Here is a 12,887-nt window from a genome sequence, read left to right as displayed (position 1 = left end):
CCCCCGCCTCTGGGGCGGATCGGCTCGAACCGAACCGTCTTCGGGGGCGACCCGCCTATCGGGTCGCCCCCACCTCGACTTCGGAGTTTCCTCATGATCGTCACCGCCGAACCGCAGGACGCGACTCCGCTCACGCGTCGTGCCCGGCGTGCATCCGTCGGGCGTCGGTGGTCTCCGATGAGCATCGCCGTCGCCGTGATCGTGATGGCGGGGGCGGGCCTCATCGCCTACCCCTCCGGAGCGACCTGGATCAGCGACCTCACCCACGCGTCCACGGTCTCCGGGTATGCGCAGGCGGTATCCGACTCGACCTCCTCCGAGCTCGGCGGAATGATCGACGCGGCCCGCGACTACAACGAGCATCTTCCCGACGGACCGCTCCGTGATCCCTACACGCTCAATGCGGAGGGCGGGGCAGACGACGTCGACGACGGACGCGCGGACTACCTGCAGCAGCTCTCGCTCGCTCCCGGAGCTCCGATGGCGCGCATCCGCATCCCCGGGATCGGGGTGGACCTGCCGATCTATCACGGCACAGACGAAGACACCCTCGCACACGGGATCGGCCATCTGTACGGCTCCGGCCTCCCCGTCGGCGGGGAGGGGACGCACTCCGTGCTGACCGGCCACTCCGGGATCCCCGGGGCGAGTCTGTTCACGCGTCTCGACGAGCTCGACCTGGGCGACGAGTTCGCGATCGACGTCGCCGGCGAGACGCTGGTCTACCGCGTCGACCAGATCAAGACCGTGCTCCCCGACGACGGCGATCTGCTGCGGCAGTCGCCCGGGCACGACTACGTGACCCTGCTGACCTGCACGCCCACCGGGGTCAACACCCACCGACTGCTGGTCCGCGGCGAACGCGTCGACGCGCACACGGCGGAGGCGGATCAGATCTCCCTCCCCTCGGCGCCGGGCGCGCCCGCGCTGCCCTGGGGCGCCTTCGCCGTCCTGATCGGCGGTCTCGCCATCGCCGTGACGATCGCGCGGCCGCGCCCCGCAGTCCGTTAGGCGAGCGGCGGGGCTGCCGGGCTGCGGGGCTGCCGGGGCTGTCGGACTGCCGGAGCGTCGGGAGCCCGGGCGTCGGGTGCGATGGCCGATACCCGCCAGCGCTCCGCACGGCAGCGGTTCAGGCTGGACGCAGCGACGCGGGACGTCGATGCGGAGGAGAGCGGATGCCGAACACGGATGCAGCCACGGGCGCCACGCAGATCCGGCGCGGCGGCGTGCTGCTGCCGTTCATCCTGCTGGCTCTCACCTGGGGTGCGAGCTTCCTCTTCGTCGCCATCGCGCTGACCGGGGTCTCCCCTGCGCAGGTCGTGCTCGGCCGGCTCGTGGCCGGAGCGCTGGCGCTCGCGGCGGTCTGCGTCATCGGCCGTCATCGGCTGCCGCCGCCGGGCACGATCTGGGCGCACCTGCTCGTGGTGGCGCTGCTGCTGTGCGTCATCCCCTTCCTTCTCTTCGCGTGGGCGCAGCAGGACATCTCCTCCGGTCTCGCGAGCATCTACAACGCGACGACCCCGCTGATGACGATGCTGGTGGCGCTGATCGCGCTCCGTGAGGAGCGTCCGACCAGGACGACCCTGCTCGGGATCCTCGTCGGCTTCCTCGGAGTGGTCGTCGTCCTCGCACCGTGGGAGGGGCTCGGCGCCGGATCCGTGCTCGCCCAGCTCGCCTGTCTCGGCGCCACCCTCAGCTACGGCATCGCGTTCGTGTACCTCCGCCGGTTCGTCACGCCGCGCAGGCTCGGAGCGATACCGGTCGCGACGGTGCAGGTCGGTCTCGGAGCGGCGGTGATGCTGGTGCTCTCTCCGGTCGTCGCTCGCGGAGAGGTCTACCTGTCGGCCCCCGTCATCGTCGCGGTGCTCGCCCTCGGCGTTCTGGGGACGGGCGTGGCCTACGTCTGGAACACGAACATCGTGACCGCGTGGGGTGCCACCAGCGCATCCACGGTGACCTACCTCACGCCGGTGATCGGAGTGGCTCTCGGCGTCCTCGTGCGGGGCGAGCACATCTCCTGGAACGAGCCGGCCGGAGCTGCAGTGGTGATCCTCGGCATCGCCGTCAGTCAGGGGCGGCTGCGCCGACGGACGCGCGCAGCGGCGATCTGAGCCGGATGCCGCCAGCGTCTCCGCGGATCAGCCGAAACCGAGGTCGGGCACCGCGCTCTCGTTCAAGGGACGGAGGGCATCGCCGCCGTCGGAGCGTCCGACGCGGGAGAAGAAGGCGACTCTGTCGGCCCGCAGGGCCACGGTGGAGAAGCTCAACGCCACGCCGTCTTCGTCGTACATCACCTGCTCCAGGCTCAGCAGCGGGCTACCGGGCAGCACGCTCAATCGCGTGGCCACCGACTGGTCCGCGAGCATCGCGCCGATCAGGAACTCGGAGGACGAGAGCCGCAGTCCGCCGTTGTGGAGGAACTGGTAGATGTTGTGGCCGAACGGCGCGGTCTCGAGGCTCGCGGCCTTCGGCAGGGCGAAGTAGTTCGTGGAGACGGCGCTCGCATAGTCGGCGGGGGCGGCGAGGTACTCGACTCGCAGCACCTGCGGGCCGGCTTCCGGCATCCGCTCCTTCGCCACCGGAGGTATGGGGATGATCGTGCGGTCGACCACGCGCGGATAGGTCGACTGCTCCGGGATGACGTCGACGCCATGGAACTCATACAGACCGAAGACGGATCCGATGTCGGCGTGCGTGCCCACCCCGTGGGTGCGGCTGACCACGCCCGTCTCCTTGAGCTGCTGCAGCACGTCTCGGACGACCGCGCGGCTGACGTCGTAGTCGCGCATGATCTCGAACTCCCGAGGGAGCTTCCCCTCCGGGAAGTCTCCGCGCATGATGGCGGCACGCAGCATGAGCGCGAGTCTCCGCCGCTCGGCGTTGCCGCCCGCCTCGCGGAACTGCGGTGAGGAATCTCTCAGCACGACCACATTTTATGGGCGGTCGCGTCCGCAGGGTACCCCTTCGTCGAGGGGGATTCCAGGCCTGTTCTCACCGGTGACGTGATCGTGGCGGGATCGTCGTCCGTCCCCTATGGTGTAGGTGCGTGCACAGGGGAATCGATCGTCTCCGTCTTTCCCCAGAAGACGGGAAGCCTTCCCCAGAGGCAAGACGGTCCGTGCATGCGATTGGGCCCTCTCGAGTAGTTCAGTCCCCAATGGGCTGCTCGAGGGGGCCGCTATCGTTCCGCTGAGATTTTTCGAGAATGTCCCCCAAATGGGGGACAAAACCTCTTCGGAGGGGGTACGCTTATTTCTGACGCACCCTCCGGTCGTCTTCGGCCCTCATCGCTCCCCCCGCGGTGAGGGCCACACAATTTTCCGGGCGAGTTTTCCGCGGATCCTCTGTGACGCGGTGTGACGGCTCGTGCAACATTTCTGTTACGGGGTGACCCCGGCCCTTCCACTCAGCCGCTGCTCCACTAGCGTTAGCGATGTCGGGGCATACCTGCGTCGGCTTCTTCATCAGCAGAACAGGCAGTACATGAGCACCCAGGGCACGGTCAAGTGGTTCAACTCGGAGAAGGGCTTCGGCTTCATCTCCCCCGACGACGGCGGCGCTGACGTTTTCGCGCACTACTCCGCCATCGAGTCATCCGGCTACCGCTCGCTCGACGAGAACCAGCGCGTCGAGTTCGATGTAGCGCAGGGCCCCAAGGGCCTGCAGGCCGAGAACATCCGTCCTCTCTGAGGTCGGAATACTCGACGACTCCCCGACCGGATCCGCTTTTGCGGCATCCGGCGGGGAGTCGTGTGCTTTCTGGGGGCTTTACCGGTCGCACGTTCGGGCTGAGTTCGCGCGTTCGGGCTGAGGATCGGCGCGGATTCCTCCTCCCGAGGCGGAGTTCTCCTCCTGAACGGGCGGGCGCACCGTCTCCCTCCGAGCGGGTGGCGAACCGTCTCCCTCCGAGAGGGCGGTGCATCGACGGAGTCAGACGAGAAGCAGGGCCTTCAGCTCGTCGGGGGATGACACGCGGAACGCGGCATCGTCTCCCTCATGCTCGTCGCTGAAGCCCCATTCGACGAAGATCACGGGCACCCCGTTGGCGTTCCCGCCCTCGACGTCGTGGTGCCGGTCGCCGATCAGCACGGGGCGCGAGGTGTCGGCGCCGCGCTCACGGAGCCGCTTCAGCGCCTCGACGACGATGTCGGCCTTCGACGCCAGCGTCGCCTCATCCGGTGTCGCCCCCACCGTGGCGAGGAAGTACGGGCGCAGGTCGAAGTGGTCGACGAGGGCGTCGACCTGGTTCTCCGGCTTCGAGCTCGCGGTCGCCTGCGGCACCCCGGCGGCGTGGAGTTCGCGGATGATCTCGGGGACGTCGGGATAGGTCGCGACGTCGGTGGTGTACCCGTCGGCCTTGCCCAGCGAGCGGTAGAAGGCCACGGCGTCGGCGGACTCCTCGGGGGTCATGCCGGCCTGGACCTGGAAGGACTGGAACATCGGCGGGCCGATCCAGTGCACCAGGTCGTCCCGCGTCGGCGCCGGGTGGCCGAAGTGCGTGAGCGCGACGTTCAGGCGGCGGAGGATGCCGACCGAGGCGTCGATGATGGTGCCGTCGACGTCCCACAGCACGCAGGTATAGGGGGAGTGGGGCATGTCTCCAGCCTACGGGCACCTTCTCTGCCCGGATGGCCGTGGGTGGAGTCTCTTCGTTCGCCGAGCCCTGGGCGCGAGCCTGAGGTTGACCCTGGACGGGAAGCCCGCGCGTGGCTAAAGTGTTCGCAATGAGCTATTCAAACGGACTCACTGTCGCCGTGCTCCAGGCGGAGGGCGTCGGCGCCGACGTCGAGGCGAACTTCCGTCTCATCCGCGAGGCGGCGCGGGATGCTGCGGCACAGGGTGCGCAGCTCCTCATGACGCCCGAGATGTACCTCACGGGCTACAACGTGGGTGCGCGGCTGGCCGATGTCGTGCGGGACGAGCTCGTCGACGGCATCCGCGACATCGCGCGGAGCGAGGGGATCGCGCTCCTCGTCGGCACGGGACTGCCCGCTGCGGCGGGCATCTCCAACTCGGCCGTCCTGGTGTCGGAGGACGGCGATGTCGTGGCGCGCTACGACAAGACCCACCTCTTCGGCGATCTGGATGTCTCGCTCTTCGAGCCGGGTGACGCCCTCGGTCCGATCGTCGAGCTGCACGGCGTGAGGATCGGCCTGCTCATCTGCTACGACGTGGAGTTCCCCGAGACGGTCCGCGCGCTCGCCTCCGCCGGCGCCGACGTCGTGCTGGTGCCCACGGCCCAGATGGCGCCGTACCAGTTCATCGCGGAGCACGTCATCCGCACCCGCGCCTGGGAGAACCAGGTGTATGTGGCCTACGCGAATCGCATCGGCTCCGAGAAGGAGCTGGACTACGTCGGATTGAGTTCGATCGTCGACCCCTCCGGCCGCGTCCTCGCCGCCGCCGGCCCGGAGGAGCGCGCGCTGCTCCTCGCCAGGATCGACCCGGCGGAGGTGCGCAGCGCTCAGGCGCGCAATCCGTATCTTCGGGACCGGCGCCCAGGACTCGTCGTCGCCCCCGACCCCCAAGGAGCCGGCAGGACGCCCGGCATCCGCACCCGGATCACGACCGAGAGGGACAGTTCATGAGTGCAGATCAGACGACCACGGAGCACCGGCTCCGCGGCAGGCTCGGCACCGGCTCGATCGTCTTCATGGTGATCGCCGCGGCCGCGCCGCTGACGGTGATCGGCGGCAACGCTCCGATCGCGATCGGCCTGGGCAACGGCATCGGCGCCCCGGTTGGTTTCGTGATCGCGACCGTGGTCCTGCTGCTGTTCTCGGTGGGCTTCGTGAAGATGACGCCGCACGTGAAGGAGGCCGGCGCGTTCTTCTCCTATGTGACGAAGGGGATCGATGGCCGGACCGGTCTCGGAACGGCGTTCGTGTCGCTCCTCGCGTACACCGCCATCCAGGTGGGGATCTACGGCTATCTCGGCTGGGCGGTGGACGATCTGGTGCAGCACTTCGGCGGCCCGGCGATCCCCTGGGGCGTCTACTCCCTCGCCGCCGTCGCGCTCGTCGCCGTGCTCGGGTATCGGCACATCGATCTGTCGGCCAAGGTCCTCGGCATCGCGCTGGTCCTGGAGATCGGCGTCGTCATCGTGCTCGACACCGTCATCTTCGCGACCGGAGGCGCGGAGGGGATCGTGTGGGACACCTTCGACCCGGCGAACGCGTTCGCGCCGGGGCTCTCGGTCGCCGTGCTGTTCGCGCTGACCGGGTTCATCGGGTTCGAGGCGACCGCGGTGTTCCGAGACGAGGCGCGGGATCCGGAGCGGACGATTCCGCGGGCGACGTACCTCGCCGTCATCATCATCGGCGTCTTCTACTGCCTGTCGTGCTGGGCGATGGTCGTGGGCGGGGGCCGGCAGGGGATCGTCGATCTCGCGACGGCGACGCTGGCGGGAGAGGCCAACATGCTCACCGACATGACCGGTCGCTATCTCGGCTGGCTGGTCCAGGACATCGTCCAGGTGCTGCTCGTGACGAGCCTCTTCGCCTGCGTGCTCTCGTTCCACAACGTCATCGCCCGCTACCAGTTCGCCCTGTCGCGCAAGGGCGTCCTCCCGGCGCGCTGGGGCACCGTGCACCCGCGGCACCACTCGCCGGCGGTGTCCTCGCTCGTGCAGACGGTGACGGCGACGGTCATCATGGTGGCATTCATCATCGGAGGCGTGGAGCCTCTCGTGGGAGTGTTCGGCTCGATGGCGGGGGTCGCGACCGTCGGGATGGTGCTCCTCATGCTCATGACGAGCATCGCGGTCCTGGTGTTCTTCCGCCGGCATCCCTCACTGCGGGAGGGACACGTCGTCACGACGGTGCTGGTGCCCGCCGCCGCGGTGATCGGCTTGATCGCCGCTGGGTGGGTCGTGCTGTCGAACTTCACGCTCGTGACCGGAGGCAGCGTCGGACTCTCGGTGTTCCTCGCCTGCCTCCCGCCGGCGGTCTTCCTCCTCGGGGTCGCGCTCGGCGGGGGCAACCGGCTCGCGGAGGCGCGGCAGGAGGGTTAGGCGGGCCCGGCGACGCGGGCGTACCCTCGGTGGAAGTGCTCGGGATCCGATGCGGGCACGGATCGACACAGAGGGGCGCCGATGACCGAACGAGCGGAGCGCGACGTCCTGGCCTCGGGCCCGCTGGACGGGGTCCGGCCGCTCAGCGCGACGGATGCGGTGCGCGCACGGATCCTGTTGGCGATCGAGCTGGGACTGCTCAAGCCCGGCGAGCAGCTGCCGCCGCACGAGAGCACGGCCCGGGCGCTGAACGTCAGTCTGATGACCCTTCGGCGCGTGTTCGGCACACTCGCCGACCAGGGGATCCTGGAGCGCCGCCGCGGCAGGGGCGGCGGGACCTTCGTGAGCGACCCGATCGATCCGCGGACGTGGCAGGAGGACGACTCCGTGCGCGGATTCCGCGACAGGACGTCGACCGTGATCCAGTTGATCGACGAGCGCGCGCTGATCGAGTCCGCCCTGGCGGCGGAGGCGGCAGGAACCGTGCGCGACGGAGCGAGAGCGCGGGCGCTCGACGAGGCGGCGCAGGCTCTGGAGGACGCGGTGGCTGCCGGGGACTGGGCGGAGTTCCATGACGCCGATCGCGCCTTCCATCGTGCTGTCGCCTCGGCCTCGGGCCTCGACTGGGCTCTCGCCGAACACAGCCGCATCGCCGACCAGCTCTACGACTACTTCGTGCCGTACCCGATCGCGTACCTGCGCGACAGCAACGACGAGCATCGGCGCATCCTCGCGGCGATCGAAGAGGGGGATGCTCTCGGGGCCGCGCGAACCGCGCGGGCGCACGTCCTGGAGCTCAAGAGGTCGATGTTCATCGCCGAGCGCCCGGACGGACAGGGGCGTTGATCTCCTGACCGCGATGCGGGCGGCAGAGCGTCAGAACAGGCGCGGCGCGCCCGAATCGATCCCCTTCATGTCGTCGTAGTCGAGGACGAGGCAGCGGATGCCGCGATCCTCCGCGAGCACGCGAGCCTGAGGCTTGATCTCCTGCGCGGCGAAGATGCCGGTGATCGGGGCGAGGTGCGGGTCGCGGCCCAGCAGCTCGAGGTAGCGGGTGAGCTGCTCGACGCCGTCGATGTCGCCGCGGCGCTTCACCTCGATCGCGATGGCCGCGCCCTCGGCATCCCGGACCAGCAGATCGACGGGGCCGATCGCCGTGGGGTACTCGCGTCGCACGAGCGTGGTCCCCTCGCCCACGAGCTCGACCTGCTCGGCGAGGAGCCGCTGCAGATCAGCCTCGACGCCGTCCTTCTGCAGGCCGGGGTCGATGCCGAGGTCGTGGTTCGAGTCGTGGAGGATCTCGTAGATCTGCACGCGCAGCGCGTCGCCGGTCTTCTTGTGCGTGACGCGCCAGACCTCGACGACACCCGCGCTGGCCTCCTCTTCACCGGGCTCCTCGGGCGAGAGCGAGCACGGCGGGCTCATCCAGTTCAGCGGCTTGTAGCTGCCGCCGTCGGAGTGCACGAGCAGACTTCCGTCTCCCTTGTGCACCAGCAGGCGCGTGGCGAGAGGGAGATGAGCATTGAGCCGCCCGGTGTAGTCCACGGAGCAGCGGGCGATGACGAGACGCACCCGTCGAGCCTACTTCGTCGCGACCGCGTCCGGTCGCGCCGGACCGTCGGGACGGTCACCGGTCGAGCATGGTCCCGATCGCCTCGAAGATCCCGAGCTCCGTCGCGGCGGAGCGTGCGATCAGGAAGCCGATGATGCCGAGGATCCAGGCGGTGTTCTCGGCGCCGGTGCGCTCCATCCACGCGGCGAAGCGCTCGAGAGGCCGCTGCACCAGAGGGGCGGCCACCATGCGCAGCACGAGGAGGACGACGGCGGGGGCGACCATGAGCGCGCAGTAGCCCACCAGCGCGAGCACGCGAAACGGCGTGCTCACGCCGGCATCCGCGAGCATCGTCATGCCGACGATGTAGGGGAGCATCGTCGCGACCTCCACCACGCCGGCGGCGATCGCGACCGCCATGACCGCCGTTCCCCGGGTACGCGGGTCCAGCAGGCGCTCGCGCCATCGCGTGATGCGTCCGGACGATGGGGTCGGCGCGGGGACGGCGCCGCCGGCGGGAGGAGCGGCAGCCGCGGGAGGAGGGGTGAGCGGATCGGTGCGCGCGGCGGATACGGCACCGTCGGATGCCGTGGCGCCGGATGCTGTGGTGCCGGATGCCGCTGTGCCGGAGGCCGCGGATGCCGTGGCGCCCAACGCCGCGGATGCCGACGCGGCCTCGCGGGCTTTCGAGTCGGTCGGCATCGCGAACGCGACCACGAGCAGCGCGGCGCCGACGATGAGGCGCACGATCAGCCCCGCCGAGGAGGAGAGGAAGTCGGAGGCGACGTCGACGAGGTTGACCAGGCCCCAGAGGAAGAGGAGTCCGACCACGAGGTAGAACGCGGCGATGGTGCCGAGGTAGAGCAGGATGCGTCCGGCCCGCACGCGACCCGGACTGAGGAGGAGGAACACGGGGATGAGCAGCGTGCCGACGCTCAGCCCGTCGATCAGCGCCAGAAGTGCCAGGGAGAGGGGGAGCGGGAGTCCGCCGAAGAGTTCCATGCGATCAGCCTCTCCGCGCTCGCCCCCGCGCGGATCGGGCGAAGGTCGCGGTCGCACCCGCGGCTCCTCATACCTTGGTCGGATGCGGGGAACGGCCAGCCGTGGTTGCATGAACGCATGGAGGAGGCGAGGGTCGGCGGCATCCGCGAGTGGTATCTGTCGCATCGGCGGCCGGTCGATGCCCTCCTCATCGCCCTGCTCAGCGCGCTCGCCGCGTTCCTCGGTTTCAGCGGCATCTGGAGCATCTTCTCGGTGCTCCCCGCGGATGCCTCTCCCTGGTGGACTCTGGCGACGGCGCTCCCCGCCTGCATCCTCGTCCTGACCAAGCACCGCGCTCCGTGGCTCTCGCTGATCGCCGCGACGGTCGTGTTCGCGGTCGACCTGTTCACCACCGGCGGGCTCGGCCCGCTCGTCGTGCTCCTCGACGTGCTGTGGACGGCGGCGTTCCTGGCCTCCCCGCGGGTGCGGCGCAGGATCCTCATCGCCATGATCCTCAGCGTCGTGGTGCTCTTCGTGGTCGCGCTCCTCGTGTCGGAGGCTTCCGCCCCCATGGCGTTCCTGGTGGCGGTCCAGTTCGGGGCCTTCGTCGGCACCGACTACTGGTGGGCGGTCGCCGTGTCGCAGGCGAACGAGCTCGCCGACCTCCACCGCCAGCGCGCAGAGGAGGCGGCGGCCGCGGCGGTGCGGGATCGTGCGGAGGCCGTGCTGCGCGAGCGGGAGACCATGGCGAAGGAGCTCCACGACGTCGTCGCCGGTCACGTGCTGGCCATGGCGATCAGGGCGGAGGCCGCGCTGTCGACGCCGGCCGACGAGAGGGCCGATCGTGCGGCGCTGCAGGCGGTGCGGGATGCCGGCATCGATGCCCACGGAGCGCTGCGCTCGATGATCGCCGTGCTGCGGAGGGGCGACGGAGAGCTCTCGCCGACGCCCCGGCTGGCCGATGTCGAGGCGCTCGCCGACGATGCGCGCCGCGCGGGACTCCGGGTGCGGGTGTCGGCAGACGGCGTGACGACGCTGACGGGTCCCACCGAGCAGGCCGTGGTGCGCGTCGTGCGCGAGGCGCTGTCGAACTGCCTCCGTCACGCCGGAGGCGCGGAGGTCGATGTGACGATGGAGGAGAGGGATGCCGTGATCGCGGTGCGCGTGGAGTCCCGGGGTGGAGCGCCTCTCGTCTCGGCCGGCTACGAGGGCGGCGGCTGGGGCCTGAGCATGCTCGCCGAGCGGGTGGAGGCGCTGGGCGGCAGGTTCTCCGCGGGGCCGCACGCCGATGGCTGGCTGGTCGAGGCGCAGCTGCCCGCGAGGGCGGTATGAGCGCCCCGACCGTGCTGCTCGCCGACGATCACGGTGCGATCCGCGCGGGCTTGCGCATCATGCTCGAGTCGCACGGCATCCGCGTGGTGGGCGAGGCCGCCGATGGAGACGTGGCGGTGCGCAACGCCGCAGCCCTGCGCCCCGACGTGGTGCTCATGGACCTCCGGATGCCGGGGCGCGATGGCGTCTCCGCGACACGCGAGATCGTGGAGCAGGGCCTGAGCGACGTCCTGGTGCTCACGAGCTTCGATGAGGACGAGCTGGTGTTCGGGGCGATCAGGGCCGGTGCGGCCGGGTTCCTGCTCAAGACCGTGGATGCGTCGTCTCTCGTCGCCGCGGTCCGTGCGGTCGCCGCGGGTGAAGGGGCGCTCGACCCCCGGGTGACGCGACGTGCGCTCGCCGCGGCGGCACAGGGCGTGGGGAGTCCGCCCGACATCGCGACCCCTGCGCTGCCCGAGCTGACGTCGCGCGAGCAGGAGGTGCTCGACGGCATCCTCCAGGGGTGGTCCAACGCCCAGCTCGCCCAGCGGCTGGGGATCAGCGTGCCGACCGTGAAGACGCACGTGTCGAGCGTGCTCGCCAAGCTGGGCGCCCGCAGTCGCTCTCACGCCGCCGCGCTCGTGCGCGACGGCGACCGGAGACGGCCGTGACCTGCACCCGCGATGGCAGCGGCGGGATCAGCTGTAGAGGCAGTAGTCGTGAATGATCGCCCAGCCGAGAAGTCCGAAGGCGAAGCCCCAGCGTGTGTCTCTGCACATGATTTCCTCCAAGAATCGGTTCGCTTCGAGTGGAGAGGGTGACTCCCCGCGGCCAACGTAACAAGCCGTCCGCGGCGGGGTAACCGTATTTCTACGGATGGTGTGATTCTGTCGGTCAGTGTGGACAGCGCTTGTCGATGAGTTTCGTCAGCACTGGCATGCCCGCAACGATCACCGCACGGGCGTACGAGTTTGGTCCCGGCTCTGGATTGCCGAGTGGATCCGTGTGGCGCGAAAGGAGGGCCTCCCCGGTCGACACGATCGGGGAGGCCTCAGGGTTCGGTTCGGCTGGTTACTGCTGTGGAAGTCCTTTGAGATCTGCGCTACTGATGGCGGTGAGCTTGTCTCCATCGGTGGAGGTTGGTTCGAATCCGCTCGCAGTGGGCGTGAAGATGCCCGCTGGTCCGCCGGCTGTGTAGTACCCGTCGACGCCCTCGACACCGCTTGAGTTGAGCAAGAGTAGATAGGTCTGCTTCTCGGCGAGGAGGGGATAGGGTGTGTCCCAGCCTTTCCCTCCGAGTTGCATTACGGTGATCGTGTCGCCTGCGCGGATCTGAGGAGCAGAGTTCTCGGGCGTGTTCCGTGCGAGTCCCTCAGGTGTGAAGCTCGCAATGACCTCGACCTCGGAGAATGTCGTGGGAGCGAGATCATCGCCGATCGTCTTCTCCTGCTGCGAGAGGACGGTGCCCGTGACCATGACCTCGCTCGCTTCGATCAGCTCCTGGTTTGACGAGAAGATCTCGTGCCGTGAACCGTCGAGCTTCTGCACCCCTGGGCTGCAGCCCGCGACCGATGAGGCGAGGAGGAGCGCGGCGAGGAAAGTGGCTCCGTGACGGAGTTTTGTTCTCTTCATAATGTTTCTCCAGGCTCGAATCAATAGATGGCGTTCATTCCGGCTTTGTCATCACTTTGTGGGGTGTAGTAGCCGTAGGAGTTGTAGACGCAGGCGGCGCAGTTGTACATCATCTGGTTGGTGCTCGTTACATGACTCAGGCCCAGGACATGTCCGAATTCATGAACAGCAACGGCCCGTAGCTTGGTTACTGTCCACCCGCTCACGTAATAGGTGTTGAACCACGACTCAGAGCTAATCTGCGTTCCGAACGGGCATGACCATGTCGAGTACCCGTCGTATCCGTTGGCGCCACTGTTCTTGTCAGTGAACTTCAGGTTGGCCGAGTAGTTCATCGTCATGTTGAGGTCTGTGGACGAGGACCAGGAGGATGCAGCGCCGTCGGCGGCGGTCCCATAG

The 12,887-nt window shown here is 68.9% G+C and carries 14 protein-coding genes; 8 read left to right on the top strand and 6 right to left on the bottom strand.

Annotated features, from left to right (window positions below):
* Window positions 1–93 precede the first annotated feature (93 nt).
* Entirely contained in the window at window positions 94–1,011 is a 918-nt protein-coding gene (locus MRBLWH10_RS16365) for a class C sortase (RefSeq protein WP_341940732.1), read from the top strand.
* 164 nt (window positions 1,012–1,175) lie between these two features.
* Window positions 1,176–2,111 (top strand): DMT family transporter, encoded by a 936-nt coding sequence (locus tag MRBLWH10_RS16360; RefSeq protein WP_341940731.1) that lies wholly within the window; start codon window positions 1,176–1,178, stop codon window positions 2,109–2,111.
* Window positions 2,112–2,138: 27 nt separating this feature from the next.
* On the opposite strand, the gene MRBLWH10_RS16355 is transcribed toward MRBLWH10_RS16360, so the two are convergent.
* Window positions 2,139–2,924 (bottom strand): GntR family transcriptional regulator, encoded by a 786-nt coding sequence (locus tag MRBLWH10_RS16355; protein ID WP_341940730.1) that lies wholly within the window; start codon window positions 2,922–2,924, stop codon window positions 2,139–2,141.
* Window positions 2,925–3,483: 559 nt separating this feature from the next.
* Between MRBLWH10_RS16355 and MRBLWH10_RS16350 the strand changes: the two genes are divergently transcribed.
* Window positions 3,484–3,690: a cold-shock protein gene (locus tag MRBLWH10_RS16350; protein WP_046014597.1), complete on the top strand. Its 207-nt coding sequence runs from the start codon at window positions 3,484–3,486 to the stop codon at window positions 3,688–3,690.
* Between the two features lie 240 nt (window positions 3,691–3,930).
* On the opposite strand, the gene MRBLWH10_RS16345 is transcribed toward MRBLWH10_RS16350, so the two are convergent.
* Window positions 3,931–4,596 (bottom strand): HAD hydrolase-like protein, encoded by a 666-nt coding sequence (locus MRBLWH10_RS16345; protein WP_341940729.1) that lies wholly within the window; start codon window positions 4,594–4,596, stop codon window positions 3,931–3,933.
* Window positions 4,597–4,724: 128 nt separating this feature from the next.
* Between MRBLWH10_RS16345 and MRBLWH10_RS16340 the strand changes: the two genes are divergently transcribed.
* The 3 genes from MRBLWH10_RS16340 to MRBLWH10_RS16330 all read left to right on the top strand — a co-directional run bounded on the left by MRBLWH10_RS16340 (window position 4,725) and on the right by MRBLWH10_RS16330 (window position 7,858).
* Window positions 4,725–5,588: a carbon-nitrogen hydrolase family protein gene (locus MRBLWH10_RS16340; RefSeq protein ID WP_341940728.1), complete on the top strand. Its 864-nt coding sequence runs from the start codon at window positions 4,725–4,727 to the stop codon at window positions 5,586–5,588.
* The gene (locus MRBLWH10_RS16335; RefSeq protein ID WP_223587426.1) at window positions 5,585–7,012 is read left to right on the top strand and encodes an APC family permease; all 1,428 of its coding nucleotides are present in this window, start codon (window positions 5,585–5,587) and stop codon (window positions 7,010–7,012) included. Before MRBLWH10_RS16340 ends, MRBLWH10_RS16335 begins: the two co-directional genes overlap by 4 nt.
* Before the next feature lie 81 nt (window positions 7,013–7,093).
* Window positions 7,094–7,858: a GntR family transcriptional regulator gene (locus MRBLWH10_RS16330; protein ID WP_341940727.1), complete on the top strand. Its 765-nt coding sequence runs from the start codon at window positions 7,094–7,096 to the stop codon at window positions 7,856–7,858.
* Window positions 7,859–7,888: 30 nt separating this feature from the next.
* Here the strand turns inward: MRBLWH10_RS16330 and nucS are convergent, their stop codons facing one another.
* On the bottom strand, window positions 7,889–8,584 hold the full coding sequence (gene nucS / locus MRBLWH10_RS16325) for an endonuclease NucS (RefSeq protein WP_105673469.1): 696 nt from the start codon (window positions 8,582–8,584) through the stop codon (window positions 7,889–7,891).
* A gap of 55 nt (window positions 8,585–8,639) precedes the next feature.
* On the bottom strand, window positions 8,640–9,566 hold the full coding sequence (locus MRBLWH10_RS16320; RefSeq protein WP_341940726.1) for a GAP family protein: 927 nt from the start codon (window positions 9,564–9,566) through the stop codon (window positions 8,640–8,642).
* 117 nt (window positions 9,567–9,683) lie between these two features.
* Between MRBLWH10_RS16320 and MRBLWH10_RS16315 the strand changes: the two genes are divergently transcribed.
* Together MRBLWH10_RS16315 and MRBLWH10_RS16310 are read left to right on the top strand one after the other, a co-directional pair.
* Window positions 9,684–10,877, top strand: a complete 1,194-nt coding sequence (locus tag MRBLWH10_RS16315) for a histidine kinase (protein ID WP_341940725.1) — start codon at window positions 9,684–9,686, stop codon at window positions 10,875–10,877.
* Window positions 10,874–11,527, top strand: coding sequence for a response regulator transcription factor (locus MRBLWH10_RS16310; protein ID WP_341940724.1), 654 nt, complete (start codon window positions 10,874–10,876; stop codon window positions 11,525–11,527). The genes MRBLWH10_RS16315 and MRBLWH10_RS16310 overlap by 4 nt, the downstream gene beginning before the upstream one ends.
* Window positions 11,528–11,927: 400 nt before the next feature.
* Here MRBLWH10_RS16310 and MRBLWH10_RS16305 read toward each other — a convergent pair whose 3' ends face one another.
* Window positions 11,928–12,404, bottom strand: coding sequence for a hypothetical protein (locus MRBLWH10_RS16305; protein WP_341940723.1), 477 nt, complete (start codon window positions 12,402–12,404; stop codon window positions 11,928–11,930).
* A gap of 104 nt (window positions 12,405–12,508) precedes the next feature.
* On the bottom strand, window positions 12,509–12,829 hold the full coding sequence (locus tag MRBLWH10_RS16300) for a matrixin family metalloprotease (RefSeq protein WP_341940722.1): 321 nt from the start codon (window positions 12,827–12,829) through the stop codon (window positions 12,509–12,511).
* Window positions 12,830–12,887: the final 58 nt, after the last annotated feature.

This window comes from Microbacterium sp. LWH10-1.2 (assembly GCF_038397765.1).
Classification (GTDB): domain Bacteria; phylum Actinomycetota; class Actinomycetes; order Actinomycetales; family Microbacteriaceae; genus Microbacterium; species Microbacterium natoriense.
The sequence above is the reverse complement of the archived record's forward strand: the minus strand, read 5'-3'. Positions and strand labels throughout refer to the sequence as shown.